Annotated in this window: 22 protein-coding genes and 2 tRNA genes; 19 read left to right on the top strand and 5 right to left on the bottom strand. The window is 61.7% G+C overall.

Translation table 11 applies throughout. The features are described from left to right. The first annotated feature begins 49 nt into the window (after positions 1-49). The 6 genes from J3P96_RS06695 to pdeM all read left to right on the top strand — a co-directional run bounded on the left by J3P96_RS06695 (position 50) and on the right by pdeM (position 6,762). Positions 50-778, top strand: coding sequence for an ABC transporter permease (locus J3P96_RS06695; RefSeq protein WP_434572215.1), 729 nt, complete (start codon positions 50-52; stop codon positions 776-778). Next, the gene (locus tag J3P96_RS06690) at positions 775-1,485 is read left to right on the top strand and encodes an ABC transporter permease (protein WP_305499199.1); all 711 of its coding nucleotides are present in this window, start codon (positions 775-777) and stop codon (positions 1,483-1,485) included. The genes J3P96_RS06695 and J3P96_RS06690 overlap by 4 nt, the downstream gene beginning before the upstream one ends. A gap of 28 nt (positions 1,486-1,513) precedes the next feature. Continuing rightward, positions 1,514-2,632 (top strand): succinylglutamate desuccinylase/aspartoacylase family protein, encoded by a 1,119-nt coding sequence (locus J3P96_RS06685; protein ID WP_434628819.1) that lies wholly within the window; start codon positions 1,514-1,516, stop codon positions 2,630-2,632. 13 nt (positions 2,633-2,645) lie between these two features. After that, positions 2,646-3,410: an ABC transporter ATP-binding protein gene (locus tag J3P96_RS06680; protein WP_434572213.1), complete on the top strand. Its 765-nt coding sequence runs from the start codon at positions 2,646-2,648 to the stop codon at positions 3,408-3,410. 209 nt (positions 3,411-3,619) lie between these two features. Continuing rightward, positions 3,620-6,106, top strand: a complete 2,487-nt coding sequence (locus J3P96_RS06675) for a ligase-associated DNA damage response DEXH box helicase (RefSeq protein WP_434656152.1) — start codon at positions 3,620-3,622, stop codon at positions 6,104-6,106. After that, entirely contained in the window at positions 6,106-6,762 is a 657-nt protein-coding gene (gene pdeM / locus J3P96_RS06670; RefSeq protein ID WP_434656150.1) for a ligase-associated DNA damage response endonuclease PdeM, read from the top strand. Before J3P96_RS06675 ends, pdeM begins: the two co-directional genes overlap by 1 nt. A gap of 35 nt (positions 6,763-6,797) precedes the next feature. Here pdeM and J3P96_RS06665 read toward each other — a convergent pair whose 3' ends face one another. Both J3P96_RS06665 and dcd read right to left on the bottom strand, forming a co-directional pair. Next, positions 6,798-7,004, bottom strand: a complete 207-nt coding sequence (locus J3P96_RS06665) for a hypothetical protein (RefSeq protein ID WP_305499193.1) — start codon at positions 7,002-7,004, stop codon at positions 6,798-6,800. Positions 7,005-7,104: 100 nt separating this feature from the next. Beyond that, positions 7,105-7,671 carry a dCTP deaminase gene (gene dcd, locus J3P96_RS06660; RefSeq protein ID WP_017126297.1) on the bottom strand — a complete coding sequence of 189 codons (567 nt, stop codon included), beginning with the start codon at positions 7,669-7,671 and terminating at the stop codon, positions 7,105-7,107. Positions 7,672-8,024: 353 nt separating this feature from the next. Between dcd and J3P96_RS06655 the strand changes: the two genes are divergently transcribed. Further along, positions 8,025-8,234 carry a cold-shock protein gene (locus J3P96_RS06655; protein ID WP_002554837.1) on the top strand — a complete coding sequence of 70 codons (210 nt, stop codon included), beginning with the start codon at positions 8,025-8,027 and terminating at the stop codon, positions 8,232-8,234. A gap of 194 nt (positions 8,235-8,428) precedes the next feature. On the opposite strand, the gene J3P96_RS06650 is transcribed toward J3P96_RS06655, so the two are convergent. Continuing rightward, positions 8,429-9,436: a DUF481 domain-containing protein gene (locus J3P96_RS06650; protein WP_434656147.1), complete on the bottom strand. Its 1,008-nt coding sequence runs from the start codon at positions 9,434-9,436 to the stop codon at positions 8,429-8,431. A 146-nt stretch (positions 9,437-9,582) separates the two neighbouring features. On the opposite strand from J3P96_RS06650, the gene J3P96_RS06645 reads away from it, so the two are divergent. The 4 genes from J3P96_RS06645 (at position 9,583) to J3P96_RS06630 (ending at position 14,377) form a co-directional block, all read left to right on the top strand. Beyond that, a complete protein-coding gene (locus J3P96_RS06645; protein ID WP_434631171.1) occupies positions 9,583-9,945 on the top strand; it encodes an MGMT family protein in 363 nt (120 codons plus the stop codon). A 44-nt stretch (positions 9,946-9,989) separates the two neighbouring features. Continuing rightward, the gene (locus tag J3P96_RS06640) at positions 9,990-11,561 is read left to right on the top strand and encodes an AmpG family muropeptide MFS transporter (protein WP_434572208.1); all 1,572 of its coding nucleotides are present in this window, start codon (positions 9,990-9,992) and stop codon (positions 11,559-11,561) included. A gap of 129 nt (positions 11,562-11,690) precedes the next feature. Continuing rightward, positions 11,691-13,406 carry a proline--tRNA ligase gene (locus J3P96_RS06635; RefSeq protein WP_434601678.1) on the top strand — a complete coding sequence of 572 codons (1,716 nt, stop codon included), beginning with the start codon at positions 11,691-11,693 and terminating at the stop codon, positions 13,404-13,406. Between the two features lie 17 nt (positions 13,407-13,423). Next, a complete protein-coding gene (locus tag J3P96_RS06630; protein ID WP_434656144.1) occupies positions 13,424-14,377 on the top strand; it encodes a hypothetical protein in 954 nt (317 codons plus the stop codon). Between the two features lie 75 nt (positions 14,378-14,452). Here J3P96_RS06630 and dinB read toward each other — a convergent pair whose 3' ends face one another. After that, complete coding sequence (dinB, locus tag J3P96_RS06625) at positions 14,453-15,514, bottom strand: DNA polymerase IV (RefSeq protein WP_434656142.1); 1,062 nt, start codon at positions 15,512-15,514, stop codon at positions 14,453-14,455. A 282-nt stretch (positions 15,515-15,796) separates the two neighbouring features. Between dinB and J3P96_RS06620 the strand changes: the two genes are divergently transcribed. The 4 genes from J3P96_RS06620 (at position 15,797) to J3P96_RS06605 (ending at position 20,251) form a co-directional block, all read left to right on the top strand. Beyond that, a tRNA-Met gene (locus J3P96_RS06620) sits at positions 15,797-15,873 on the top strand. 219 nt (positions 15,874-16,092) lie between these two features. Beyond that, a tRNA-Met gene (locus tag J3P96_RS06615) sits at positions 16,093-16,169 on the top strand. A 150-nt stretch (positions 16,170-16,319) separates the two neighbouring features. Continuing rightward, entirely contained in the window at positions 16,320-18,962 is a 2,643-nt protein-coding gene (gene mprF / locus J3P96_RS06610) for a bifunctional lysylphosphatidylglycerol flippase/synthetase MprF (protein WP_434601680.1), read from the top strand. Then, a complete protein-coding gene (locus tag J3P96_RS06605; protein WP_434656139.1) occupies positions 18,962-20,251 on the top strand; it encodes a virulence factor family protein in 1,290 nt (429 codons plus the stop codon). Before mprF ends, J3P96_RS06605 begins: the two co-directional genes overlap by 1 nt. Before the next feature lie 210 nt (positions 20,252-20,461). Here J3P96_RS06605 and J3P96_RS06600 read toward each other — a convergent pair whose 3' ends face one another. After that, positions 20,462-22,303 (bottom strand): potassium transporter Kup, encoded by a 1,842-nt coding sequence (locus tag J3P96_RS06600; protein WP_434658105.1) that lies wholly within the window; start codon positions 22,301-22,303, stop codon positions 20,462-20,464. A 336-nt stretch (positions 22,304-22,639) separates the two neighbouring features. On the opposite strand from J3P96_RS06600, the gene rimO reads away from it, so the two are divergent. From rimO to J3P96_RS06580, 4 genes are all read left to right on the top strand, one after another. Continuing rightward, positions 22,640-23,980: a 30S ribosomal protein S12 methylthiotransferase RimO gene (gene rimO / locus J3P96_RS06595; protein WP_434572201.1), complete on the top strand. Its 1,341-nt coding sequence runs from the start codon at positions 22,640-22,642 to the stop codon at positions 23,978-23,980. Positions 23,981-24,091: 111 nt separating this feature from the next. Then, complete coding sequence (locus tag J3P96_RS06590) at positions 24,092-24,565, top strand: GNAT family N-acetyltransferase (RefSeq protein ID WP_434628805.1); 474 nt, start codon at positions 24,092-24,094, stop codon at positions 24,563-24,565. 82 nt (positions 24,566-24,647) lie between these two features. Then, the gene (locus J3P96_RS06585) at positions 24,648-25,358 is read left to right on the top strand and encodes an rRNA pseudouridine synthase (RefSeq protein ID WP_434628803.1); all 711 of its coding nucleotides are present in this window, start codon (positions 24,648-24,650) and stop codon (positions 25,356-25,358) included. A gap of 64 nt (positions 25,359-25,422) precedes the next feature. After that, positions 25,423-25,884: a DUF1456 family protein gene (locus J3P96_RS06580; protein WP_305499176.1), complete on the top strand. Its 462-nt coding sequence runs from the start codon at positions 25,423-25,425 to the stop codon at positions 25,882-25,884. Positions 25,885-25,887 lie beyond the last annotated feature (3 nt).

The following is a 25,887-nucleotide window of genomic DNA, read 5'->3' as shown; positions in this document are numbered from 1 at the left end:
GCCCACCCTGAACCGGGTGGGCGCTTTTTTCCTGCCAAAGGCAATGTCCATGTTCGAACAATTCCTACAAAGTCTGGGGCTCTCGGCCTTCAGCCTGCAGGGCTTTGGCCCGCTGCTGATGCAAGGCACCTGGATGACCATCAAGCTGTCGGCCCTGTCCTTGCTGCTTAGCGTCCTGCTCGGGTTGCTCGGCGCCAGCGCCAAATTGTCCAGCGTCAAACTGCTGCGTATTCCGGCCCAGCTCTACACCACGCTGATTCGCGGCGTGCCCGACCTGGTGCTGATGCTGCTGATTTTCTACAGCCTGCAAACCTGGCTGACGTCTTTTACCGATTTCATGGAATGGGAATACATCGAGATCAACCCGTTCGGCGCCGGGGTCATCACCCTGGGCTTCATTTACGGTGCGTACTTCACCGAAACCTTTCGCGGCGCGATCCTTGCGGTGCCTCGCGGTCAGGTCGAAGCGGCCACGGCCTACGGTCTCAAGCGTGGCCAACGTTTCCGTTACGTGGTGTTCCCGCAAATGATGCGCTTTGCCCTGCCGGGCATCGGCAACAACTGGATGGTCATGCTCAAGGCCACCGCCCTGGTGTCGATCATCGGCCTGGCCGACCTGGTCAAGGCCGCCCAGGATGCGGGCAAAAGCACCTACCAGCTGTTTTATTTCCTGGTGCTGGCGGCGCTCATCTATCTGCTGATCACCAGTGCATCCAACTTTATCCTGCGCTGGCTTGAACGCCGCTACGCCGCCGGAGCCCGGGAGGCCGTGCGATGATCGAACTCCTGCAGGAATACTGGCGACCTTTCCTTTACAGCGACGGCGTCCACATCACCGGCCTGGCGATGACCCTGTGGCTGCTCAGTGCTTCGTTGCTGATCGGCTTCGTAGTGTCGATTCCGCTGTCCATCGCCCGGGTTTCACCCAGGTTCTACGTCCGCTGGCCCGTGCAGTTCTATACCTACCTGTTCCGTGGCACGCCGCTCTATATCCAATTGCTGATCTGCTACACCGGCATCTACAGCATCGAGGCGGTGCGCGCCCAACCCGTGCTCGACAGTTTCTTTCGCGACGCGATGAACTGCACGATCCTGGCGTTCGCGTTGAACACCTGCGCCTACACCACGGAGATCTTTGCCGGGGCGATTCGCAGCATGAACCACGGCGAAGTCGAAGCGGCCAAGGCTTACGGATTGACCGGCTGGAAGCTCTACACGTACGTGATCATGCCTTCGGCGCTGCGTCGTTCGCTGCCGTACTACAGCAACGAAGTGATATTGATGCTGCATTCGACGACCGTGGCGTTCACCGCTACCGTTCCAGACGTGCTGAAGGTCGCCCGGGACGCCAACTCGGCCACCTTCCTGACGTTCCAGTCGTTCGGGATCGCCGCGTTGATCTATCTGACCGTCACGTTTGCACTGGTGGGTCTCTTCCGTCTCGCCGAACGCCGCTGGCTGGCCTTTCTCGGGCCGACCCACTAAGGCTTCCGTTCCCAGGACATACATGTAAATGCGCCACCAGATTCATGACCTGCTGGCCCCGCTGCCGGGGACCGCACGCAAGATCCACAGCTTTCACTTCGGCCCGGAAAAAGCCGTCGGCAAAATCTATATCCAGTCGTCCCTGCACGCCGATGAACTGCCCGGCATGCTGGTCGCCTGGCACCTCAAGCAGCGCCTGGCCGAACTCGAGGCTTCGGGCCACCTGCGGCACGAAATCGTGCTGGTGCCGGTCGCCAACCCGATCGGCCTCGAACAGGTACTGATGGATGTGCCCCTGGGCCGTTACGAATTGGAGAGCGGGCAGAATTTCAACCGCCGGTTCGTCGACCTGAGCGAAGAGATCGGCAACGAAATCGAAGGCCTGCTGACCGACGACCCGCAGCACAACCTGATGCTGATCCGCACCAGCCTGCGCGACGCCCTCAGTCGGCAGACCGCCAGCACCCAACTGCAATCCCAGCGGCTGGTCCTGCAACGCCTGGCCTGTGATGCCGACATGGTGCTTGACCTGCATTGCGATTTCGAAGCCGTCGCCCATCTCTACACCACGCCCGAGGCCTGGCCGCGGGTCGAGCCGCTGGCGCGCTACATCGGCGCCGAGGCCAGCCTGTTGGCGACCGACTCGGGCGGCCAATCGTTCGACGAATGCTTCACGCTGCTCTGGTGGCAGCTCAAGGAGCGTTTCGGTGAGCGCTTCGAAATTCCCTTGGGCAGCTTTTCGGTAACTGTCGAATTGCGCGGCCAGGGTGACGTCAACCATGGCCTGGCGAGTCTCGACTGCCAGGCCCTGATCGAATACCTGATCCACTTCGGTGCCATCGACGGTGAGCCGGTGCCGGTGCCCGACCTGCCCTACCCGGCCACGCCGCTGGCCGGCGTCGAACCGGTGGCGACACCGGTCGGCGGCCTGCTGGTGTACAGCGCCCTACCCGGTGAGTACCTGGAGGCGGGACAGCTGATCGCCGAAATCATCGACCCGGTCAACGACACCGTCACCCCCGTTCATTGCCGTAATGCCGGGCTGCTGTACGCCCGCTCGCTGCGTCGCATGGCCACCGCCGGCATGGTCATCGCCCATGTCGCCGGGACCGAAGCCTACCGCAGCGGCTACCTACTTTCGCCTTGAGGATGCCTGTTCCATGTACAAACTGACCATCGAAGGCCTGCACAAAAGCTATGGCCACCATGAGGTGCTCAAAGGGGTTTCGCTCAAGGCCAGGACCGGCGACGTGATCAGCCTGATCGGCGCGAGCGGCTCGGGCAAAAGCACCTTCCTGCGCTGCATCAATTTCCTTGAACAACCCAACGACGGCGCCATGAGCCTGGACGGCCAATCGATCCAGATGATCAAGGATCACCATGGCATGCGCGTGGCCGACGCCGACGAGCTGCAACGCATCCGCACGCGCCTGGCCATGGTGTTCCAGCACTTCAACCTGTGGAGCCACATGACCGTGCTGGAAAACATCACCATGGCGCCGCGCCGGGTGCTGGGCGTCAGCAAGCAGGAAGCCGAGGATCGCGCCCGCCGTTATCTCGACAAGGTCGGCCTGCCGGCACGTGTTGCCGAGCAATACCCGGCGTTCCTGTCCGGTGGCCAGCAACAACGCGTGGCGATTGCCCGCGCCTTGGCCATGGAGCCTGAGGTCATGCTGTTTGACGAACCGACCTCCGCCTTGGACCCGGAACTGGTAGGTGAAGTACTAAAAGTGATCCAAGGCCTGGCCGAAGAAGGCCGGACCATGATCATGGTGACCCATGAAATGAGCTTCGCCCGCAAGGTGTCCAATCAGGTGCTGTTCCTGCACCAGGGCCTGGTGGAAGAAGAAGGCGCGCCGGAAGACGTGCTGGGCAGCCCGAAGAGCGAACGGCTCAAGCAGTTCCTCAGTGGCAATCTGAAATAAACCCCCGCCACCCGTGGCGAGGGAGCTTGCTCCCGCTGGGCCGCGAAGCGGCCCCCCTGGCCTTGGCTGACAAGCTGCTGGGGAGGCTGCGCCTCCAGCGGGAGCAAGCTCCCTCGCCACAACAGCGCGCCTGCCACAACCAGGTCATAAAACCTTTCATCTCCTGCCGTGGTCTTTGAAGAAGGACTTTCAGGGCGCACACCGCACGCATGGCGACATCCAGCAACTTCGCGAAACAGTGGTTCGATGCCCGCGGCTGGAAGCCGTTCGCCTTTCAAAAACAGGTATGGGCTGCGGTCAAGCGTGGCGAGTCGGGGCTGTTGCATGCCAATACCGGCGCCGGCAAGACCTACGCCGTCTGGTTTGCCGCCCTCAACCGTTTCGCCCGCAGCGTGCCGCCACCAAACAAGCCTCGTAAACGCAAACCGCCGAGCGAACCGCTGACCGTCTTGTGGATAACGCCAATGCGCGCGCTGGCCGCCGACACCGGCAAGGCTCTCGAAGCGCCCCTCGATCCGCTGCAGATTCCCTGGAGCGTAGGCCTGCGCACCGGTGACACCAGCCCCAGCGAACGCGCCCGGCAAGGCCGGCGCTTGCCCACGGCGCTGATCACCACGCCCGAAAGCCTGACGCTGATGCTCGCCCGCGCTGATGCGCAAACGGCGGTGTCGTCCCTGCGCATGGTCGTGGTAGACGAGTGGCACGAATTGCTCGGCAACAAGCGCGGCGTGCAGTTGCAACTGGCCCTGGCTCGCTTGCGCTACTGGCACCCTGGGCTGATTGTCTGGGGCGTATCCGCGACCCTGGGCAACCAGGCCCACGCCGAGCAGGTATTGATCCCACAAGGCAGCGGAATAAGTGTGCAGGGCGCCGATGCCAAGGCGTTGCAGGTCGATACGCTGTTGCCGCCAACTCTCGAACGGTTTCCATGGGCGGGGCATATCGGCCTGAAAATGTTGCCCCAGGTGGTCACTGAAATCGACACCAGCAGCAGTTGCCTGGTCTTTACCAATACTCGCGCGCAAGCGGAAATCTGGTACCAGGCCATTCTTGAGGCGCGCCCGGATTGGGCCGGGCTCATCGCGTTGCACCATAGTTCTCTGTCCCGCGACACCCGCGACTGGGTGGAACGGGCGTTGAAGGACGGCCAGCTCAAGGCAGTCGTGTGTACGTCCAGCCTCGACCTGGGGGTGGATTTTCTGCCCGTTGAACGCGTGCTACAGATTGGCTCGGCGAAAGGCGTCGCCCGCTTGATGCAACGCGCCGGACGCTCCGGCCATGCGCCGGGGCGGACCTCGCGAATAACCCTGGTGCCAACCCACAGCCTGGAACTGATCGAGGCCGCCGCCGCCCAGGACGCCGTGGCGCAGCGGCGAATCGAGCCGCGTGAATCGCCCCACAAGCCTTTGGATGTACTGGTCCAGCATCTGGTCAGCATGGCCCTGGGTGGCGGTTTTGTTCCAGATGAGCTGTTTGATGAGGTACGCGGCGCCTGGGCCTACCGCGACCTGAACCCGGCCGAGTGGGCCTGGGCGCTGGCTTTCGTACGCCATGGCGGCCTGTCGCTGACCGCCTACCCTGATTATCGGCGGGTCGAACCGGATGAACACGGGGTCTGGCGCGTGCCTGACGCCCGTCTGGCACGGCGCCACCGCATGAGCATCGGCACTATCGTCAGTGACGCCAGCCTGCAGTTGAAATTCTGGAGCAAGGGCGGCGGCGGCAAGACCCTGGGCAGCGTGGAAGAAGGCTTCATCGCACGTTTGCGCCCCGGCGACGGATTCCTCTTTGCCGGGCGGTTGCTGGAGTTGGTCCGGGTCGAGGACATGACCGCTTACGTACGCCGCAGCCAGGCGAAAAAAGCCGCCGTGCCGCGCTGGAATGGCGGACGCATGCCGCTTTCCAGCGAGCTCGCTGCCGCGGTCGTCGCGCGCTTGAGCGAAGCCGCCAAGGGCCGTTTCGACGGACCGGAAATGCAAGCCGTACAGCCGCTGCTGTCAACGCAGCTGCGTTGGTCCGGCCTGCCGACGCAGGGAACGCTGCTGGCCGAAGCGCTCAAATCCCGGGAGGGTTGGCACCTGTTCCTGTATCCGTTCGCCGGGCGTCAGGTACATCTGGGCCTGGCCAGCCTGTTGGCCTGGCGCGTCAGCCAGCGCCAACCGGTGACGTTCTCGATTGCGGTCAATGACTACGGCCTGGAATTGCTCAGCGCCACCGAACTGGATTGGTCAACGCATCTGAACCCGGCGCTGTTGCGCACCGATGGCTTGCTGGCCGACGTTCTTGCCAGCCTGAACGCCGGAGAACTGGCCCTGCGCCGCTTCCGCGAAATCGCCCGGATCGCCGGGCTGGTGTTCGCCGGCTACCCCGGCGCCCCGAAGAGCACCCGCCAAGTGCAAGCCTCCAGCGGGTTGTTCTATCAAGTGTTCAAGCAATATGACGCCGATAACCTGCTGCTGGCCCAGGCCGGCGAGGAAGTTTTGCGCGAAGAATTGGATATACGCCGACTGGAGCAGACCTTGGAACGCCTCGATACCTTGAAACTCGACCTGCACCTGATCAAACGCCCTACTCCGCTGGGCTTCCCCTTGCTGGTAGAGCGATTCCGCGAAAGCATGAGCTCGGAAAAGCTCGCCGATCGCATCCGGCGCATGGTCAGCGAACTGGAAAAAACCGCTGATCGAGGAAGCGCCTGATGCCCGCGCCGTATCCCGTCAACCTCGCGGGCGAAGAGCTCTGGCTGTTGCCGCAAAAAGCCCTGTACTGGCCGGCCCAGGAAACCCTGATGGTGGCCGATGTGCATTTCGGCAAGGCGGCGGCCTACCGTAGCCTCGGCCAACCGGTACCCCACGGCACCACGGCGAACAACATCGCCATGCTTGACGAGTTGCTGGCGAGCCTGCCGTGCCGACTGCTGATATTCCTCGGGGACTTCCTGCATGGGCCCGGCTCTCATGCACCAGGCACTTTGAAGGCCCTTGCCGACTGGCGTGAACGGCATCGCAAACTGGCCATCACGCTGATCCGCGGCAATCACGACAAGCGCGCCGGCGATCCGCCAACGGGACTCAATATCCGCGTCGTCCCCGAGCCATTGCTGTTGGGCCCTTTCGCCGTGCAACACGAGCCTACCCCACATCCAAGTCGACATGTGCTCGCCGGGCACGTGCACCCGGTCTACCACCTGAGCGGTAAAGGCCGGCAACGCCTGCGCCTGCCATGTTTCCGCCTCGGTAGCGAGATCAGCCTGCTGCCGGCCTTCGGCGCCTTCACGGGAGGCTATCGGGTCGATCAGGACAACGACTGCAAGATCTTCGTAGTGGGCGACAACGAAATATGGCCCGTCAGTTGAAGCGATCGGGCTTCAACTGACGGGCCATTGGTTGATCAGGCTACGGGCGCGGGAGGCGGTTCGTCCGGAAGAGTCGGTTCGCCGGGTTCGGTAGGCTGTTCGTTAGGGGTATCGGGGTCGGGCTGGCCAGGGATGCCGCCCGCCGCTTCAGCAGGGTGGGCCAGTAATGACCAAGCCAGGACGCCGATCTGATTGGGCTCAAGCCTTGCCAGTTCGGCACTGATTCGCGGATCGATCTTCATAGAGCAACTCCTGAGCGAAGGCCCGTTGCGCAGACGCAAAAACGGGCAGTACACCCAATAGAGTGCCTGCCCGCTCAGGAATTCCAACAGCTCGTCAGAATCAGGTACGCGGCAGTGTCACACCGCGCTGGCCTTGGTATTTACCGCCACGGTCCTTGTAGGAAACTTCACATTCCTCATCGGACTCAAGGAACAACATCTGCGCCACGCCCTCGTTGGCGTAGATCTTCGCCGGCAGGGTCGTGGTGTTGGAAAACTCCAGGGTCACGTGGCCTTCCCATTCAGGTTCCAGGGGGGTCACGTTGACGATGATGCCGCAGCGGGCGTAGGTGCTTTTACCCAGGCAGATGGTCAGCACGTTGCGCGGGATGCGGAAGTACTCGACGGTGCGGGCCAGGGCGAAAGAGTTCGGCGGAATGATGCAAACGTCGCTCTTGATGTCGACGAAGCTCTTCTCATCGAAATTCTTCGGGTCGACGGTGGCCGAGTTGATGTTGGTGAACACCTTGAATTCGTCGGCGCAGCGCACGTCGTAGCCGTAGCTGGAAACGCCGAAGGAAATCAGCCGGTCGGCGCCTTCGCCACGCATCTGGCGCTCTACGAAGGGCTCGATCATGCCGTGCTCTTGCGCCATGCGGCGAATCCACTTGTCCGATTTGATGCTCATGGCGGGTTTCCTGAAATAGCGAGGTGGAAAAAACTGTCCGGCATCTTACCGGGCCGCGGGGCGGGTTCAAAGTGCGAGACGCAACTCTCGCCGATCCGCCTTGATTTCCGGGCTCTGACGGCTATCGCCATTGCCGTCAGTCATTAAAACCGAGAAACCTTCGCAAAGACCATTGGCACGTTTCGGAAAAAGGGGTAAGGTGGCGTCACTGTGTTGCTTGTGTCACTGAGAATCTCTACACGATATGTTGAATTTCGATCCAACCATCTACAAGAATTTTTCCTGCTCTTTGCACTCAGTCTCGGCCAGGGTTCTTCCTGAGTCGCAGTTATCTTTGTTCAAGGAGTTACACCATGTCTAATCGCCAAACCGGTACCGTTAAGTGGTTCAACGATGAAAAAGGCTTCGGCTTCATCACCCCACAGTCCGGTGACGATCTGTTCGTTCACTTCAAAGCTATCCAATCCGACGGCTTCAAAAGCCTGAAAGAAGGCCAACAGGTTTCTTTCATCGCTACCCGCGGTCAGAAAGGCATGCAAGCTGAAGAAGTTCAAGTTATCTAACTTGTCCTTGCTTTAGTAAAAAGCCCCGCCCTCAAAAGCGGGGCTTTTTTGTGCCTGGGTGTTTTTGGAAACCGAAACCAGTGTGGGAGCGAGCCTGCTCGCGAAAGCGACGGATCAGTTGCATCTATGGCAACTGGTGTACCGCTTTCGCGAGCAGGCTCGCTCCCACAGGGTCTGGTGGTGGAAACCGCGGGTTACCAGGTCACGCCAAACCCGGCGGTGTAGCGCGTCTTGCTCAGGTCGCTTTCTTCGGTCCCTTCGATGACATCCTTCTCGGCCTTGAGGTTGAGCGATGCCCAGTCAGTGACCTTGTAGCGCAACCCGATTTCGGCGTCATAGGCGTATTCAGCCACGCCGGACAGCGGCTTGCCCACTTCGCCGTTGGTAAACAGCTCGACGCGCTTGCCGATCAGGTAACGGTTGTAGTCCCACTTCATCGCCACGGAATAGAAGTTGTCCTTGCCGCCGTCGCGGTATTCATAATCGGTGCGGTTGAGCAGCGAACCCAGTGAGAAAGCGCCCAGTTCGTCGTCCCAGAACTGATAACCCGGACCAGTACCGACCACGCGCTGGCGTGCCAGGTCTTCGACCTTGTCACGCTTGTAGTTCAGGCGACCTTGCCAGAACCATTTTTCCGTGAGGAAGCGGTCGAGGGAATACTCCAGCCGCCAGTTGTCAGCCGACACCACATCATCCTGAAATTCGCGGTTGTATTCGCCTTCGGCGGTGTGCCGCCATCTGCCGTGGCGCGCCGAGGTCTTGAAGTCGATGTCGTAATCGTCGGTATCGGCTTCCGCGCGCTGGTAATCCAGTGCGGCGTCGACATTGCCTTTCCACACCAGATCCTCGACCACCGGCTTGGGCTTGAGGATCTGCTGGATGCTTGCCAGCTCGACGGTCTTGGGCGCATCACCGTTGGCCAGGGTCACCTTGCCATCCTCGGCCGCCTGCAACGCCTTGGCTTTTTCGCCGGTATAGGCATCCTGCTTGACCAGCAGTTGCTGGTCGCTTTCAAGCGTCTTGACCTGCTTCCAATCAATCGGGATCGCGCCCGCGTAATCGGTCTGGATCAACAATTTGCCGCCGTCGAAAACGGTTATCTTGCCACTGAGCTTGTCGCCGTTCTTCAACCAGACGGTATCGGCAAGCAAAGGCATGGAGGCACTGGTAACAGCTAGGCACAACAGGGTTCTGGACAACATAAGCGATAATGGGCTCAAGTTTGCGAGGAAAAGGCGGCATTATCCCCCAGGATGACACCTCAGCAACGACTGACCTGCATAAGGATGATGAGTTCATTTATCAATTGGCCCGGCAGGCACTAATCTACAGACGGACATTTCCAGGAATCCTCCACGTGACCGACACCCCAGCGGCCCCCGAGAACGCCGCCCAGATCCGCCGCACCACGCTTTACCTGACCCTGGCCCAAGTGCCGGCCGGCCAGGTCGTCACCTATGGTCAGCTCGCCGAAATGGCGGGTCTGGGCCGCGCCGCGCGCTGGGTCGGACGAACGCTCAGCCAGTTGCCGAACGACACGAAGCTGCCGTGGCATCGAGTCCTCGGTGCCGGTGGTCGGATCAGCCTGCCGGCAGGCAGCGCCTCGGGGGACGAACAACGCGCACGCCTGCGCATGGAAGGGATCAGTGTCCTGAATAATCGTGTTGATATTCAGCGTCATGGCTGGCGCCCGGTAGAGCACAGCGGTTAGAGTGCGCGCTTTGTTTTCGCAATTTTTGAGGCAGACTCCAGCCCATGCCCCGTAAAACCTGGCGCGCCGCCCTTGCCGCCTATGCCAGTCCTTCGACGCTCGTGCTGTTGCTGCTTGGCTTCGCCGCCGGCCTGCCTTACATGCTGGTGTTTTCCACGCTGTCGGTCTGGTTGCGCGAGGCCGGGGTGGCCCGCGAAACCATTGGTTACGCAAGCCTGATCGGCCTGGCCTATGCCTTCAAATGGGTCTGGTCGCCACTGCTCGACCAATGGCGCCTGCCATTGCTCGGCAAACTGGGGCGTCGACGCTCGTGGCTGGTGCTCTCCCAGGCCCTGGTGATCCTCGGCCTGGTCGGCATGGGCTTCTGTGACCCACAAAAACACCTGTCCTGGCTGATCGCGATTGCCGTCATCGTGGCCTTCGCCTCGGCCACCCAGGACATCGCCGTCGATGCCTACCGACTGGAAATCGCCGACGACACCCGCCAGGCCGCCCTGGCTGCCAGCTATATGTCCGGCTACCGCGTCGCCGCGTTGCTGGCTACCGCCGGCGCGCTGTTTTTCGCCGAGGGGTTCGGCTCCACCGGGTTCAGCTACAAACATTCGGCCTGGGCCGGTACGTACCTGCTGTTTGGCGTACTGATGGTCCCGGCGCTGCTGACCTCGCTGTTCATGCGCGAGCCGCCAGTACCGTTGCGTACTCAATTGCAAGCCGGGCGCTATACCTTCGTCCACCAGTTGGCCTCGGTATTCGTGTTGATCGTGCTGCTGGTGTCGGTCCCGGCGATGTTCACCCAGCTCTACAACACCGACTTTGCCAGCGTGCTGTTCGAAGGCGTCAGCCTGCTCGACCTGCTGCTCCAGGACCGCGCCTTCCTGCGCGCCATCCTCTATATCATCCTGACCGCCCTGTGCCTGTCGTCCATGGGGCGTCGCGGCCTGGCGCCGGTGCTGACGCCGGTCAACGATTTCATCCTGCGCTACCGCTGGCAGGCCCTGCTGCTGCTCGGCCTGATCGCGACCTACCGGATGTCCGACACGGTCATGGGCGTCATGGCCAACGTTTTTTATATCGACCAGGGTTTCACCAAAGACCAGATCGCCAGCGTCAGCAAGATCTTCGGGCTGATCATGACTCTTGTCGGCGCCGGCATGGGCGGGCTGCTGATCGTGCGTTTCGGCATCCTGCCAATCCTGTTCATCGGCGGCGTGTCGTCGGCCGCCACCAACATCCTGTTCCTGATGCTGACGGACATGGGTGCCAACTTGAAGATGCTGATCGTCACGATCTCCCTCGACAACTTCAGCTCCGGCCTGGCCACCTCGGCGTTCGTCGCCTATCTGTCGAGCCTGACCAACCTGAAATTCTCCGCGACCCAATACGCCCTGCTCAGCTCGATCATGCTCTTGTTGCCGCGCCTGATCGGCGGGTACTCAGGGGTCATGGTGGAAAAATTCGGCTATCACGATTTCTTCCTGATCACCGCGTTGCTCGGCGTTCCGACCTTGCTGCTGATCGCCTTGCACTGGTATCAGGAGAATCGCCGAGAGGGCTCGACGCCTGAATCGGCGCCAGAGTCGGAATCGCCGCCGACCCGGCCCGCTCAAGAGTTGTAGGAAATCTCAACAGGCGCCGACGAAAGCGGCGCCTGAATCCGGCGACCGGCCACGCGCCTGTACGCCAGGGCATCTCGCCCGTACAATGCTGCGTCACTTCTCGTCATCAGCAACCGACAACGGCCAACCATGCGCACCAGTCAATTTTTGCTCGCCACACAGAAAGAAACGCCTTCCGACGCCGTCGTGATCAGCCACCAGCTGATGCTGCGCGCAGGCATGATCCGCAAGCTCGCCTCCGGCCTGTACACCTGGCTGCCGATGGGCCTGCGGGTGATGCGCAAGGTCGAAGCCATCGTCCGCGAAGAAATGGACGCCGCCGGCTCTCTGGAAGTGTTGATGCCGAGCACCCAGCCGGCCGAGCTGTGGCAGGAGTCGGGGCGCTGGGAGGAATACGGCCCGGAGCTGCTGCGCATCAAGGACCGCCATGGTCGCGATTTCTGCGCGGGCCCGACTCACGAAGAAGTGATCACCGACCTGATGCGCAACGAGTTGAGCAGCTACAAGCAACTGCCAATCAACCTGTATCAGATCCAGACCAAGTTCCGTGACGAGATCCGTCCACGCTTCGGCCTGATGCGCGGTCGCGAATTCATCATGAAGGACTCCTACTCGTTCCACGCCGACCTGGCCTCGCTGCAAGTCACTTACGACCGCATGCACCAGGCGTACTGCAACGTGTTCACCCGCCTGGGCCTGAAGTTCCGCCCGGTTGAAGCCGACAACGGCTCCATCGGCGGTGCCGGCTCCCACGAATTCCACGTGCTGGCCGAGTCCGGCGAAGACGACATCGTCTTCAGCAACGGCTCCGACTACGCCGCGAACATCGAGAAAGCCGAAGCCGTGCCACGGGAAACCTCCCGCGCCGCGCCGGCCGAAGAATTGCGCCTGGTCGATACGCCGAACGCCAAGACCATTGCCCAATTGGTGGAAGGCTACAACCTGCCGATCGAACGCACCATCAAGACCCTGATCGTGCGCGCGGAAGAAGAAGGCAAGCTGATTGCCCTGATCATCCGTGGCGACCACGAGCTGAACGAAATCAAGGCCGCCAACCAGCCTGGCGTCGCCAGCCCGCTGGTCATGGCCACCGATGCCGAGCTGCGCGATGCCATTGGTGCCGGTGCCGGCTCCCTCGGCCCGTTGAACCTGCCGTTGCCGATCATCATCGACCGCTCGGTGGAACTGATGAGCGACTTCGCCATCGGTGCCAACATCGATGACAAGCACTATTTCGGCGTGAACTGGGAACGCGATCTGCCGGTCCCAACCGTCGCCGATCTGCGCAACGTCGTGGCCGGCGACCCGAGCCCGGACGGCAAAGGCACGCTGGAAATCAAGCGCGGCATCGAAGTCGGGCATATCTTCCAGCTGGGCGACAAGTACAGCAAGGCGATGAAGTGCGAAGTGCTCGGCGAGAACGGTAAGCCCGTCACGCTGCAGATGGGCTGCTACGGCATCGGCGTGTCCCGCGTGGTGGCTGCGGCCATCGAGCAGAACAACGACGAGAACGGCATCATCTGGAGCGACACGCTGGCGCCGTTCCAGGTTGCCCTCGTGCCGCTGCGCTACGAAACCGAACAGGTTCGCGAAGCGACCGACAAGCTTTACGCCGAACTGACGGCCGCCGGCTTTGAAGTGCTGCTGGACGACCGCGACAAGAAAACCAGCCCCGGCATCAAGTTCGCGGACATGGAACTGATCGGCATCCCGCACCGGATCGTCGTCAGTGACCGTGGCCTGGCCGATGGCAACCTGGAATACAAGAGCCGTACCGAGGCCGAGGCGCAAGCGCTGCCGGTCGCCGACGTGCTGTCCTTCCTTCAGGCCCGTATCCGCCGCTGAGACCAGATAGAGACGTCATGTTCAAGCGAAACACCTTAGGCCTCGGGGGCGCTGCACTGTGCGGCGCCCTGCTGGTCAGCGGCTGCGCCAACCAGATGTCGCAACGCAACGAGCACGAAGAACGGATCGAGCGCAAATTGCTCGACCATAGCCTGCAGATCGATGTGGGCGAACCCAAGGTGCTCGACCTGCCGCAGCGGCGGGTGCGGATCAACGAGCAGAAGACCTTCGAGGTCACCGAGTTCGAGGTCACCCGCCATTACGATCGCTACACGCCGTACCAGCCTTGGCGGGAGGTCTATGAGATCCCGCTGGGCGCGGTGGCGGTAGTGGCCGGCATCGGCGCGAACGTGGTCAATGTATTCGCCCTCGGCAGCTTGCCGGACAGTGCGACCCGCGACTGGATCAGCTACGGTTTTGCCGGACTCAATCCGTTCATGAACGTGCCTTCCAATGGCCGTGCCCAGCAGAACCTGGCAGGTATCGATGAAGTCCAGCGCGACAAACGCACGGAGCATTCGAGCCTGCCCTGGAGCGAGCGTCCGGTACAGGTGAAAGCCGCCCGGCAGACCTTCGAGCTGAGCACCGACCGTAACGGCGTGTTGCGCTTGAACCTGCTGGAAAGCCCGTTCGCCGAGCATGACCTGAGCCAGTTCGGCAAACTGCAGATCAGTGTGACGGATGCCCAGGACGAGGTGCACACCGACTCATCCCTGAGCGTCAGCAGTACGTTGCGCAGCAAACTGGTCGAAGCCCACGCCTTGATCTACGACGACCTGGAAGACGACGAAGTGAGCCAGTGGGTTCATCGGGTCAAGCGTCTCTCGGAACTGGGGCTTGAAGAAGAGGCCAGCGAACTCGAGCAGAGCCTGATCGAACTGACCCGCAACGATCCGGAACTGCAGGCCGAATTCATCAAGGCCCTGACCAAGGATGGCGGGCGGTTGGTGGCGGACCCGGGCGCGAGCTGACTCTGGAGTGCACCCAGTGGTGAGGGACTTGCTCCCTCAGCACTGGGTGTCATGTATTTCCTGAGGCCAGCGGCGTCACCGCTCAAACAACTCCAACTGCTCAAACCCGCCCCGCAAGTCCTCCAGCCGCACCCCTATCCCCAACAATCGCACCGGTTTGCCGCCGCGGTTGAACGCCTGGGTCAACAGTAGCTGGTAACTGCCCAGGTCCCGCCCTGCCCCGGCCTGCTCAAGGGTGGTCTGGGTGAAATCATGGAATTTCACCTTGACGAACGGCTTGCCCGGCCGATAGCTGCTGTCGATCCGCGCCATGCGCCCGCCCAGGGTCTCCATCAGTTCGGGCAGTTTGTCGAGGCAGCTCTGCAGATCAGGCAAATCGACGTCATAGGTGTTTTCCACGCTGATGGATTGCCGCCGGCTGTCGTTGTGCACCAGGCGCTCGTCAATTCCACGGGCGAGGCTCCAGAGTCGCTCGCCGAAACTGCCGAATTCACGCACCAGTGCCAACTTATCCCACTCGCGCAAGTGCAGGCAGTCAATAATCCCGAGCCTGTTCAACTTTTCGGCGGTGACCTTGCCGACGCCGTGCAGCTTGCTCACCGGCAGCGCCGAGACGAAATCTTCCACTTGGTCCGGCGTGATGACGAACAGGCCGTTGGGCTTTTTCCAGTCACTGGCGATCTTGGCGAGAAACTTGTTCGGCGCCACGCCTGCGGAAACAGTGATGTGCAACTGGTTGGAAACACGCCGGCGAATATCCTGGGCGATGCGCGTGGCACTGCCGCCGAAATGCGGACTGGCGGAGACATCCAGATACGCCTCGTCCAGCGACAGCGGTTCGATCAGGTCGGTGTAATCGCTGAAAATCGTCTGAATTTCCCTGGAGGCCTCCCGATAGGCGTCCATTCGCGGCTTGACGATGGTCAGGTCGGGGCAGAGCTTCAGCGCGTGGCCGGAAGACATGGCTGAGCGCACACCGTAGGCCCGCGCCTCGTAATTGCAGGTGGCGATGACCCCACGCCGGTCCGCCGAGCCACCGACCGCCAGGGGTATGCCGGCCAGCCGCGGATCATCGCGCATTTCGATCGCGGCGTAGAAGCAGTCGCAGTCGACGTGGATGATTTTGCGTTGCGTCATATAAGCAGCGGTACATGCGATGGATCGGAGCGCCAGTATCTCACTCGAACCTGTACATAGCACCAGTAGTTTGAAAGATCCTTCGACAGATCTGGAAAATGCCTACATGAATGTGTTTCTTCAATCGCAGCGAACCGCCCAATAGAGCGCCAGGCCTTGCCAGGCCTGCGTCACAGCGCTGTCATATTGCCTTGGCGCAGGCTAACCGATTGAAGCTGAACAGGTTTTTCCAGCAAAGGGGTTGACAGCCGGGCGATTCGCTGTAGAATGCCCCCACACAGACGCGGGATGGAGCAGTCTGGTAGCTCGTCGGGCTCATAACCCGAAGGTCGTCGGTTCAAATCCGGCTCCCGCAACCAAACATCAGAAAAGGCTACTCGAAAGAGTGGCCTTTTTTGTGCGCGCCTGTTTTCCCCTGCCGGTGCATTCCATGTCACTACGGCCATCGCAAAACGTGGAAGTTGTAGGACGATTTCCGTTTGTTTTCGCGCATTTAGGTGAACCGGCCGCTTATTTCATCCGGCGCTCTATTAACGGTTGACAGTCCGGCGTTCGCCTGTAGAATGCCGCCACACAGACGCGGGATGGAGCAGTCTGGTAGCTCGTCGGGCTCATAACCCGAAGGTCGTCGGTTCAAATCCGGCTCCCGCAACCAAATATCAAGAAAGGCTGCTCGAAAGAGCGGCCTTTTTTGTGTGTGCCAAAAAAGCCTCATTACAAATATTTTGTAATTATTTTCCGCCGCAGGGATTGGTAACTTGGCTGGATACCCCCATCCTGTCGCGCATAGCTCAAGAGGTGATTGATGCGCGCCCACTCGTCTGACCCACAAGACACTGTCAATGCGACACAACCGATCAAGGCCGAGCGATTGCGCTGGCTGGACCGGATCAGCCAGTACCGGCAACCGATCGGCCTCGCCGTCACGCTGCTGCTGTTTGCGATTGCCTTGATCGCCTGCCGTCACCTCCTGAGCGAACTCGACCTCTACGCCCTTCACGACTCGATCCTCGAGGTGCCGCGGCCGGCGCTGCTCGGTGCGATAGCCGCCACCGTGGCCGGTTTCATCATTCTGCTGGGCTATGAATGGTCCGCCACTCGCTACGCCGGCGTGAAGCTGCCCACCCAAACCCTGATCCTCGGCGGCTTCAGCGCGTTTGCGATCGGCAATGCGATTGGCCTGTCGCTGCTGTCGGGCGGTTCGGTTCGCTACCGCCTGTACGCCCGCCACGGCCTGGGGGCGGCGGATGTCGCCCACATGACATTGTTCGCCAGCCTGTCACTGGGTTGCGCGCTGCCACCACTGGCGGCACTGGCGACGTTGAGCAACCTGCCTGCCGCCTCTGCCGCCCTGCACCTTCCCGCCACTTTGCTGGGGGTGATCGCCGTTGCCGTGCTGCTGCTGACCAGTGCGCTGGCCATCGGCATCTATCGCCGCCGCCTGCCGGAACAACCCTATCGGGATGCCCTGCTGGTCAAGGCCGGTCGCCGCACGCTGCGTCTGCCGGGCCGCCGTCTGACGTTCCTGCAACTGATCATCACCGCGCTGGATGTCGCCGCCGCTGCAACGGTGCTCTATCTGTTGCTGCCGGAGGCGCCACCGTTCGGCCCCTTCCTGCTGGTTTACCTGCTGGCGCTGGCCGCCGGCGTCCTCAGCCATGTGCCGGGCGGCGTCGGGGTGTTCGAAGCGATCCTGCTGGCCGCGTTCGCCGACAAACTCGGGGCTGCGCCGCTGGCGGCCGCCCTGCTGCTGTATCGCCTGATCTACGTGCTGCTGCCGATGCTGGTGGCGTGCGTATTGTTGTTGATCAATGAGGCGCAACGGCTGTTCCAGACCCGCCAGACCCTGCGGGCGGCGTCCGGTTTCGCGGCACCGATCCTTGCGGTGCTGGTGTTCCTGTCTGGCGTGGTGCTGCTGTTTTCCGGCGTGACGCCGGAGATCGACACGCGCCTGGAGCACATCGGTTTCCTGATCCCGCATCGCCTGGTGGACGCCTCGCACTTTGGCGCCAGCCTGGTGGGCGTGTTGTGCCTGTTGCTCGCCCAAGGCCTGCGTCGCCGTCTGTCCGCAGCCTGGATGCTGACCACTGTCCTGTTGCTGGTGGGCGCCCTCCTATCGCTGCTCAAGGGTTTCGACTGGGAAGAAGCCACCCTGCTGACGCTGACCGCAGCCCTGCTGGCGGTCTTCCGGCGTTCCTTTTACCGCCCAAGTCGCCTGACCGAGCTGCCGTTCTCGCCGTTGTTCCTGATTGCCAGCCTCTGCGTGCTGGGCGCGTCGATCTGGCTGCTGCTGTTTGCCTATCAGGATGTGCCCTACAGTCATCAACTGTGGTGGCAGTTCACCCTGGATGCCGACGCGCCGCGTGGCCTGCGCTCGCTGCTGGGTGCCGCGGTGCTGCTGGTGGTGGTGTCCCTGACCTGGCTGCTGCGCACCGCTCGGCCGGTGATTCATCTGCCTACGGCTGAAGAACTGGAGCGCGCCCGGACGATTCTCATGGCGTCTTCGCAACCCGACGGCGGCCTGGCCCTGACCGGCGACAAGGCGCTGCTGTTTCATCCCAACGATGAAGCCTTCCTGATGTATGCCCGCCGTGGCCGCAGCCTGGTCGCGTTGTACGACCCGATCGGGCCGACCCAGCAACGGGCGGAAATGATCTGGCAGTTTCGTGACCTTTGCGACATCTACCACGCTAGGCCAGTGTTCTATCAGGTGCGTGCCGAGAACCTGCCCTATTACATGGACATCGGCCTGACCGCGATCAAGCTCGGCGAAGAAGCGCGGGTCGATCTCAAGCGTTTTGATCTCGAAGCCAAGGGCAAGGAGATGAAGGACCTGCGCTACACCTGGAATCGCGGCACCCGTGACGGCCTGTCACTGGAGATCCATGAACCGGGCCAGGCGCCGATGGACGAACTCAAGGTCATTTCCGATGCCTGGCTGACCGGCAAGAATGTGCGCGAGAAAGGTTTCTCCCTGGGGCGATTCAGCCATGATTACCTCAAGCACTTCCGCATCGCGGTGATTCGTTTCGAGGGGCGTCCGGTGGCGTTCGCCAACCTGCTGGAAACCCATAGCCATGAGCTGGCCAGCCTTGACCTGATGCGCGCTCATCCCGAAGCCCCGAAGCTGACCATGGAGTTCATGATGGTCGGCCTCATCCAGCATTACAAAAACCATGACTACGCCCGCTTCAGCCTCGGCATGGTCCCGCTCTCGGGCCTGCAACCGCGTCGCGGCGCGCCATTGACCCAGCGCCTGGGTTCGATGGTGTTTCGCCGTGGCGAGCAGCTCTACAATTTCCAGGGCCTGCGCCGCTTCAAAGACAAATTCCAGCCTGACTGGGAACCTCGTTACATGGCCGTGCCCGCCGGACTCGATCCGCTGGTGGCGCTGGCCGATACCGCCGCCCTGATTGCGGGCGGCCTGACTGGATTGGTGAAACGCTGATGATGCAACGCTCCTGGCGATACGTAGTGGCCGCCCTGCTGGTGATGGCGGTGATTCTCGGTGGCGGCTACTGGTACTGGAACCGCCCGGCCCCGCAACCGACCCTGGAACAACTGGAGCCGGCCGACGGCGTGCCGATGACCCGAGTCATCCCCGGCACCAAGGCACGCGCCCAGGTGCTGGTGGCGGTCAACGAGGACCAGAAGCTCAGCGACACCCAATTGACGACCCTCAGCCGCAGCGGCTCGGCGCAGATCGTCCAGGTGATCCTGCCCAAGGACTGCATGCTTCAAGGGCGCGCCTTGCAAGCCGGCCTGCGGCAGCTGCACGGCCCGGCCACGCTGGTCAGCGGCATCGGTCCCGGCGCGGTGCTGGCCTGGCGCTGGCTGGCTGAACAGAAGGACGACAAGGCCCAGGCCGTCTCGGTCGACCTAGCCCTGGAAAAACCCGGCTGCACCCACCTGCTGCCCAAAAGCGCCGCCCATGGTCGCTGGCTGGTGGCATGGAACGATAACCCCGACGATACCAGCGCCGCTTTCGTGCGCGACCAGAAGAATGCCGAAACCAGCATCAGCGACTACGACATCAACCTGGCGCAGGTACTCAACAACGAGCTGCGCAAGATCCTGGTGGGCGCCGACAAGGGCAAGGGCGGCCTGAGCATCCCGGTGGTGGAAGTCCCCGCCAGCCAGGCCCGGGACACCGTGACGCTGTTTCTCTCCGGCGACGGTGGCTGGCGTGACCTGGACCGCGACGTGGCCGATGAAATGGCCAAGGTCGGTTACCCGGTGGTCGGCATCGACACCCTGCGCTATTACTGGCAGCACAAGAGCCCCGAACAGAGCGCGACCGACCTGACCGAGCTGATGCAACACTATCGCCAGATCTGGGGCACCAAACGCTTCATCCTGACCGGCTATTCCTTCGGCGCCGATGTCCTGCCGGCAATCTACAACCGCCTGCCGGCGACAGAACAGCAACGGGTCGATGCGATTATCCTGCTCGCCTTTGCCCGCACCGGCAGCTTCGAAATCGAAGTCGAGGGCTGGCTCGGCAACGCCGGCACCGAAGCCGCCACCGGCCCGGAAATGGCCAAGCTGCCGGCGGAAAAAGTGGTGTGCATCTATGGCGCGGAAGAAGCCAACGAAAGTGGCTGCACCGACAAGACCGCCGTAGGCGAAGCCATAAAGCTGCCCGGCGGCCATCACTTCGATGAAAACTACCCGGCCCTGGCCAAGCGGTTGATCGATGAGATCAACAAGCGGCAGACCACACCTGCCGCGCAGTGAGCTGATACACAGCTGACAAAAAGCCCCTGCCACCTCACGGTGCAGGGGCTTTTTAGTCGGCCGCCTGGTATCTCCCTGTGGGAGCGAGCTTGCTCGCGATAGCGTCCGGTCAGCTTACCTTGATGTTGAATGTCCCTGAGCCATCGCGAGCAAGCTCGCTCCCACAAGGGGCAAGGAGCAGGGAGCTCGCCTTGCTATCGGGCCTTGGGCCTACATCTCCACCTGCGTACCCAGCTCGATCACTCGGTTCAACGGCAGATTGAAGAAGCGCAGGTTGCCGTTGGCGTTCTTCAGCATGAAGGCGAACAGCGACTCGCGCCAGCGGGCCATGCCTTCGAGCTTGGAGGCGATGACGGTCTCGCGGCTGAGGAAATACGTCGTGCGCATCGGGCTGAAATCCAGCTCGTCCAGATGGCAGAGCTTGAGCGCCTGGGGCACGTCCGGTTCGTCGGTGAAACCGAAGTGCAGGATGACCCGGAAGAAGCCCTCGCCGTAGGCATCGACCTCGAAGCGCCGCTGCGACGGTACGCGGGGAATGTCCTCGTAGACCACGGTCAACAACACCACTTGCTCGTGCAGCACCTGGTTGTGCAACAGGTTATGCAACAGCGCGTGGGGCACGGCATCCGAGCGCGCGGTCAGGAACACCGCGGTGCCCTGCACACGATGGGGAGGTTGCACGCGGATGCTGCTGATGAAAACCGGCAACGGCAACGCACCTTCGTCCAGGCGCTCCACCAACAGTTGTTTGCCGCGCTTCCAAGTGGTCATCAGCACGAACAAGGCGATACCGGCAATGACCGGGAACGCGCCGCCCTGGATGATCTTCGGCACGTTGGCGGCGAAGTACAACCCATCTACCAGCAGGAAACCGAACAGCACCGGCACCGCTAGCAACGGCGGCCATTTCCACAACAACAGGATCACGGCGGAGACCAGGATTGTGGTCATCAACATCGTACCGGTGACCGCCACGCCATAGGCTGAAGCCAGCGCTCCGGACGACTCGAAGCCCAGCACCAGCAGCACCACGCCGACCATCAACGACCAATTCACCGCACCGATGTAGATCTGGCCCTGTTCGGCACTGGAGGTGTGCTGGATGTACATACGCGGGATGTAGCCGAGCTGGATTGCCTGGCGCGTCAGCGAGAACGCGCCGGAAATCACCGCTTGCGAAGCGATCACCGTCGCCAGGGTCGACAGGCCCACCAATGGCAGTAATGCCCAGCTCGGCGCCAGCAGATAGAACGGGTTGCGCGCCGCTTCAGGGTCGCCGAGCAGCAAGGCGCCCTGGCCGAAATAGTTGAGCATAAGGCCCGGCAGCACGAGGATAAACCAGGCGCGAGCGATCGGCTTGCGACCGAAATGCCCCATGTCGGCATACAGCGCTTCAGCCCCGGTCAGCGCCAGCACCACCGCGCCAAGGATCGCCACGCCCATGCCCGGGTGGACGACAAAAAAACGCACGGCCCAGGCCGGGTTCACTGCGTTTAATACTTCCGGATGCTGGCTGATGCCATACACGCCCAGAGCGCCGAGCACGAGGAACCAGGTCACCATGATCGGGCCGAACAGGATGCCGATCCGCGCGGTGCCGTGACGCTGGATCAGGAACAACGCGACCAGCACCACCACCGAAAGCGGCACCACCCAGTGATCGATGCCTTCAAATGCCAGGCCGAGGCCTTCCACCGCCGACAGTACCGAGATCGCCGGGGTGATCATGCTATCGCCATAGAACAGCGCCGCACCGATCAGGCCGCAGATCACCAGCAACGTGCGCAACCGCGCCCTGCCGGCCGCCGCCCGCCGCGCCAGGGCGGTCAGGGCCATGATCCCGCCCTCGCCCTGGTTGTCGGCGCGCAGGACGAACATCATGTATTTGATCGACACGACCCAGATCAGCGACCAGAAAATCAGCGACAGAATCCCCAGCACCCCGTCATGGTTGACCGGCACGCCGTAGCCGCCGGAAAACACTTCCTTCAGGGTATACAAGGGGCTTGTGCCGATGTCGCCATATACCACTCCGACCGCCGCGACCAGCATGCTCAGCGGCTTCGTTGCCGAATGCTCGGCAGTCGCCGCCTGACTACTTGCATGACCCATCCAACACTCCTGATTCCCAGACCTGTCTTCTCTGTAAAAGAAGCCGTACGCTTTGTGCCGCAGCATGCGCTGTTTTACGCTTTGTTACAGACGTTTTGTTGACTGTAGCAATCGCCAGAAGGCAAAGGCGCGAAGCATAGCGCAGCACTCGTCGTTTTTCCCTGCATAAAGCTGGTCAAGTGCGCCCGCCATGGATAGAATTGCGCACTTTTTGATCAGAGGCGCGTCAGGCGCCCTGTCTCGCACGAGACGATCCCCCTTATACCGAGGTTAGACATGTCCACCACTCCCGCGCCAGCCAACCCGAAGGTTGGCTTCGTATCACTGGGTTGCCCGAAGGCTCTGGTCGACTCCGAGCGCATCCTGACCCAACTGCGCATGGAAGGTTATGACGTGGTGTCCACCTACCAGGACGCCGACGTGGTAGTGGTCAACACCTGTGGCTTCATCGACTCCGCCAAGGCCGAATCCCTCGAAGTCATCGGCGAAGCCATCAAGGAAAACGGCAAGGTCATCGTGACCGGCTGCATGGGCGTGGAAGAAGGCAACATCCGCAACGTGCACCCGAGCGTGTTGTCGGTGACCGGTCCGCAGCAGTACGAGCAAGTGGTCAACGCCGTGCACGAAGTCGTGCCGCCGCGCCAGGACCACAACCCGCTGATCGACCTGGTGCCGCCGCAAGGCATCAAGCTGACCCCGCGTCACTACGCCTACCTGAAGATTTCCGAAGGCTGCAACCACAGTTGCAGCTTCTGCATCATCCCGTCGATGCGCGGCAAACTGGTCAGCCGTCCGGTCGGTGATGTACTCGACGAGGCCCAGCGCCTGGTCAAGTCTGGCGTCAAGGAGCTGCTGGTGATTTCCCAGGACACCAGTGCCTATGGTGTCGACGTGAAATACCGCACCGGTTTCTGGAACGGCGCGCCGGTGAAAACCCGCATGACCGAGCTGTGCGAAGCGCTCAGCAGCCTCGGCGTCTGGGTCCGCCTGCATTACGTCTACCCGTATCCGCATGTCGACGAGCTGATCCCGCTGATGGCCGCCGGCAAGATCCTGCCGTACCTCGACATCCCGTTCCAGCACGCCAGCCCGAAAGTGCTCAAGGCGATGAAGCGCCCGGCCTTTGAAGACAAGACCCTGGCACGTATCAAGAACTGGCGCGAAATCTGCCCGGACCTGATCATCCGCTCGACCTTCATCGTCGGCTTCCCCGGCGAAACCGAGGAAGACTTCCAATACCTGCTGAATTGGCTGACCGAAGCCCAGCTCGACCGCGTCGGTTGCTTCCAGTACTCGCCGGTCGAAGGCGCACCGGCCAACGACCTGGACCTGGACGTGGTCCCGGACGACGTCAAGCAGGAGCGTTGGGAACGCTTCATGGCGCACCAGCAGGCGATCAGCTCGGCCCGCCTGCAAATGCGCATCGGCCGTGAAATCGAAGTGCTCGTGGACGAAGTCGACGAGCAAGGCGCCGTCGGCCGCTGCTTCTTCGACGCCCCGGAAATCGACGGCAACGTCTTCATCGACAACGGCAGCAACCTCAAGCCAGGCGACAAGGTCTGGTGCAAGGTCACCGACGCCGATGAGTATGATTTGTGGGCTGAGCAGATCGGTTGATTCAGGCCTGCACTTAAAAAATCATGAAGCCCTGCTCTGTAACAAGATGCGGGGCTTTTTTACGGCTATCGTATGCAGACATAACATTTCCACCATAAGGAACAGGCGGACATGCGTCAGCATTCGGTCATCCACACACCGAAACCGAGCGATTACGAGGAATTGACCCGGGTCTGGGAAGCGTCGGTACGCGCTACCCATGACTTCCTGCCGGACAGCTACATCGAGCTGCTGAAGAACCTGGTACTCACCCGTTACCTGGACGCGGTGATGCTGATCTGTACTCGCGACCACCGTCAACGCATCACCGGGTTTGCCGGTGTGGCGGCCGGCAAGATCGAAATGCTGTTCATCGACCCGCAACACCGTGGCCAAGGCCTGGGCAAACAACTGCTGCGCTATGCCATGGAGCACCTGAACGCCAACGAGCTGGACGTCAACGAACAGAACCCGCAAGCCCTGGGCTTTTATCTCAAGCAAGGCTTTGAAGTGGTCGGGCGTTCCGCACGGGATGGCATGAACCAGCCGTACCCGTTGCTGCACATGCGCTACAAACAAGCCGACCTGAAGGCCGGACGCGGCTAAAAGCTGCCTGAGGCAAATGGACCCGCGATTAACCGGCGCCAGACAGGTACAATGCCCACCCTCTTTTTGTTACGGCCCCGTCATGACTGACCCGATTCGTCTCTCCAAACGCCTCATCGAACTCGTCGGCTGCTCCCGTCGGGAGGCTGAGCTGTTCATTGAGGGCGGCTGGGTCACCGTGGACGGCGAAGTGATCGACGAGCCGCAGTTCAAGGTCACCGGCCAGAAGGTCGAACTCGACCCGCAAGCCAAGGCCACTGCGCCGGAGCCGGTGACGATCCTGCTCAACGTCCCGGCGGGCATGGACGTCGACACCGCCATGGCAACCCTCGGACCGGAGACCCTGAGCGACGAACATCGCTTCGGCAAGCGCCCGCTCAAGGGCCATTTCCTGCGCCTGACCGCCAGCGCCGACTTGCAGGCCAATGCCAGCGGCCTGCTGGTGTTCACCCAGGACTGGAAGATCCTGCGCAAGCTCACCGCCGACGCGGCCAAGATCGAGCAGGAATACGTGGTCGAAGTCGAGGGTGAAATGGTCGCCCACGGTCTTAATCGCCTGAACCACGGCCTGACCTACAAAGGCAAGGAATTGCCTGCGGTCAAGGCCAGCTGGCAGAACGAAAACCGCCTGCGCTTCGCCATGAAGAATCCGCAACCAGGCGCCATTGCACTGTTTTGCCAAGCGGTCGGCCTGAAGGTCGTCGCTATCCGCCGCATCCGCATCGGCGGCGTGTCCATCGGCAAGGTGCCGTTGGGCCAATGGCGCTATCTGTCCGCCAAAGAAAAATTCTAGACACGACTTTACTGGCGCCGCACCGAGCTGGGGCGCCCACTGCCGATTGATCAGGACTGCACACATGATTCACAACGACGTACTGCGCAGCGTGCGCTACATGCTCGACATCAGCGACAAGAAAGTCATCGAGATCATCAAGCTGGGCGGCCTGGACGTTTCCCTGGAAGACCTGACTGGCTACCTCAAGAAAGACGAGGAAGAAGGCTTTGTGTTCTGCCCGGACCTGGTCATGGCGCATTTTCTCGATGGCCTGGTGATCTTCAAGCGCGGCAAGGACGAAAGCCGTCCGCCGCAGCCGATCGAAGTGCCGGTGACCAACAACATCATCCTGAAGAAACTGCGCGTGGCGTTCGAGCTGAAGGAAGACGACATGCACGCCATTCTCAAGGCCGCCGAGTTCCCGGTGTCCAAGCCAGAGTTGAGCGCGCTGTTTCGCAAGTTCGGCCACACCAACTATCGCCCTTGCGGCGACCAGTTGCTGCGCAACTTCCTCAAGGGCCTGACGCTGCGCGTGCGCGGCTGATCC

Source organism: Pseudomonas sp. R3-56 (assembly GCF_051132075.1).
Taxonomy (GTDB): domain Bacteria; phylum Pseudomonadota; class Gammaproteobacteria; order Pseudomonadales; family Pseudomonadaceae; genus Aquipseudomonas.
Note: the sequence above shows the minus strand (reverse complement) of the source record. Positions and strands in the feature narration are given on the sequence as shown.

Excerpts from the sequence above, each read along its gene's own strand:
- J3P96_RS06695 (WP_434572215.1), top strand. The coding sequence starts at position 50 with ATGTTCGAACAATTCCTACAAAGTCTGGGGCTCTCGGCCTTCAGCCTG.
- J3P96_RS06690 (WP_305499199.1), top strand. The coding sequence starts at position 775 with ATGATCGAACTCCTGCAGGAATACTGGCGACCTTTCCTTTACAGCGAC.
- J3P96_RS06685 (WP_434628819.1), top strand. The coding sequence starts at position 1,514 with ATGCGCCACCAGATTCATGACCTGCTGGCCCCGCTGCCGGGGACCGCA.
- J3P96_RS06680 (WP_434572213.1), top strand. The coding sequence starts at position 2,646 with ATGTACAAACTGACCATCGAAGGCCTGCACAAAAGCTATGGCCACCAT.
- J3P96_RS06675 (WP_434656152.1), top strand. The coding sequence starts at position 3,620 with ATGGCGACATCCAGCAACTTCGCGAAACAGTGGTTCGATGCCCGCGGC.
- pdeM (WP_434656150.1), top strand. The coding sequence starts at position 6,106 with ATGCCCGCGCCGTATCCCGTCAACCTCGCGGGCGAAGAGCTCTGGCTG.
- J3P96_RS06665 (WP_305499193.1), bottom strand. The coding sequence starts at position 7,004 with ATGAAGATCGATCCGCGAATCAGTGCCGAACTGGCAAGGCTTGAGCCC.
- dcd (WP_017126297.1), bottom strand. The coding sequence starts at position 7,671 with ATGAGCATCAAATCGGACAAGTGGATTCGCCGCATGGCGCAAGAGCAC.
- J3P96_RS06655 (WP_002554837.1), top strand. The coding sequence starts at position 8,025 with ATGTCTAATCGCCAAACCGGTACCGTTAAGTGGTTCAACGATGAAAAA.
- J3P96_RS06650 (WP_434656147.1), bottom strand. The coding sequence starts at position 9,436 with ATGTTGTCCAGAACCCTGTTGTGCCTAGCTGTTACCAGTGCCTCCATG.
- J3P96_RS06640 (WP_434572208.1), top strand. The coding sequence starts at position 9,990 with ATGCCCCGTAAAACCTGGCGCGCCGCCCTTGCCGCCTATGCCAGTCCT.
- J3P96_RS06635 (WP_434601678.1), top strand. The coding sequence starts at position 11,691 with ATGCGCACCAGTCAATTTTTGCTCGCCACACAGAAAGAAACGCCTTCC.
- J3P96_RS06630 (WP_434656144.1), top strand. The coding sequence starts at position 13,424 with ATGTTCAAGCGAAACACCTTAGGCCTCGGGGGCGCTGCACTGTGCGGC.
- dinB (WP_434656142.1), bottom strand. The coding sequence starts at position 15,514 with ATGACGCAACGCAAAATCATCCACGTCGACTGCGACTGCTTCTACGCC.
- mprF (WP_434601680.1), top strand. The coding sequence starts at position 16,320 with ATGCGCGCCCACTCGTCTGACCCACAAGACACTGTCAATGCGACACAA.
- J3P96_RS06605 (WP_434656139.1), top strand. The coding sequence starts at position 18,962 with ATGATGCAACGCTCCTGGCGATACGTAGTGGCCGCCCTGCTGGTGATG.
- J3P96_RS06600 (WP_434658105.1), bottom strand. The coding sequence starts at position 22,303 with ATGCTGGTCGCGGCGGTCGGAGTGGTATATGGCGACATCGGCACAAGC.
- rimO (WP_434572201.1), top strand. The coding sequence starts at position 22,640 with ATGTCCACCACTCCCGCGCCAGCCAACCCGAAGGTTGGCTTCGTATCA.
- J3P96_RS06590 (WP_434628805.1), top strand. The coding sequence starts at position 24,092 with ATGCGTCAGCATTCGGTCATCCACACACCGAAACCGAGCGATTACGAG.
- J3P96_RS06585 (WP_434628803.1), top strand. The coding sequence starts at position 24,648 with ATGACTGACCCGATTCGTCTCTCCAAACGCCTCATCGAACTCGTCGGC.
- J3P96_RS06580 (WP_305499176.1), top strand. The coding sequence starts at position 25,423 with ATGATTCACAACGACGTACTGCGCAGCGTGCGCTACATGCTCGACATC.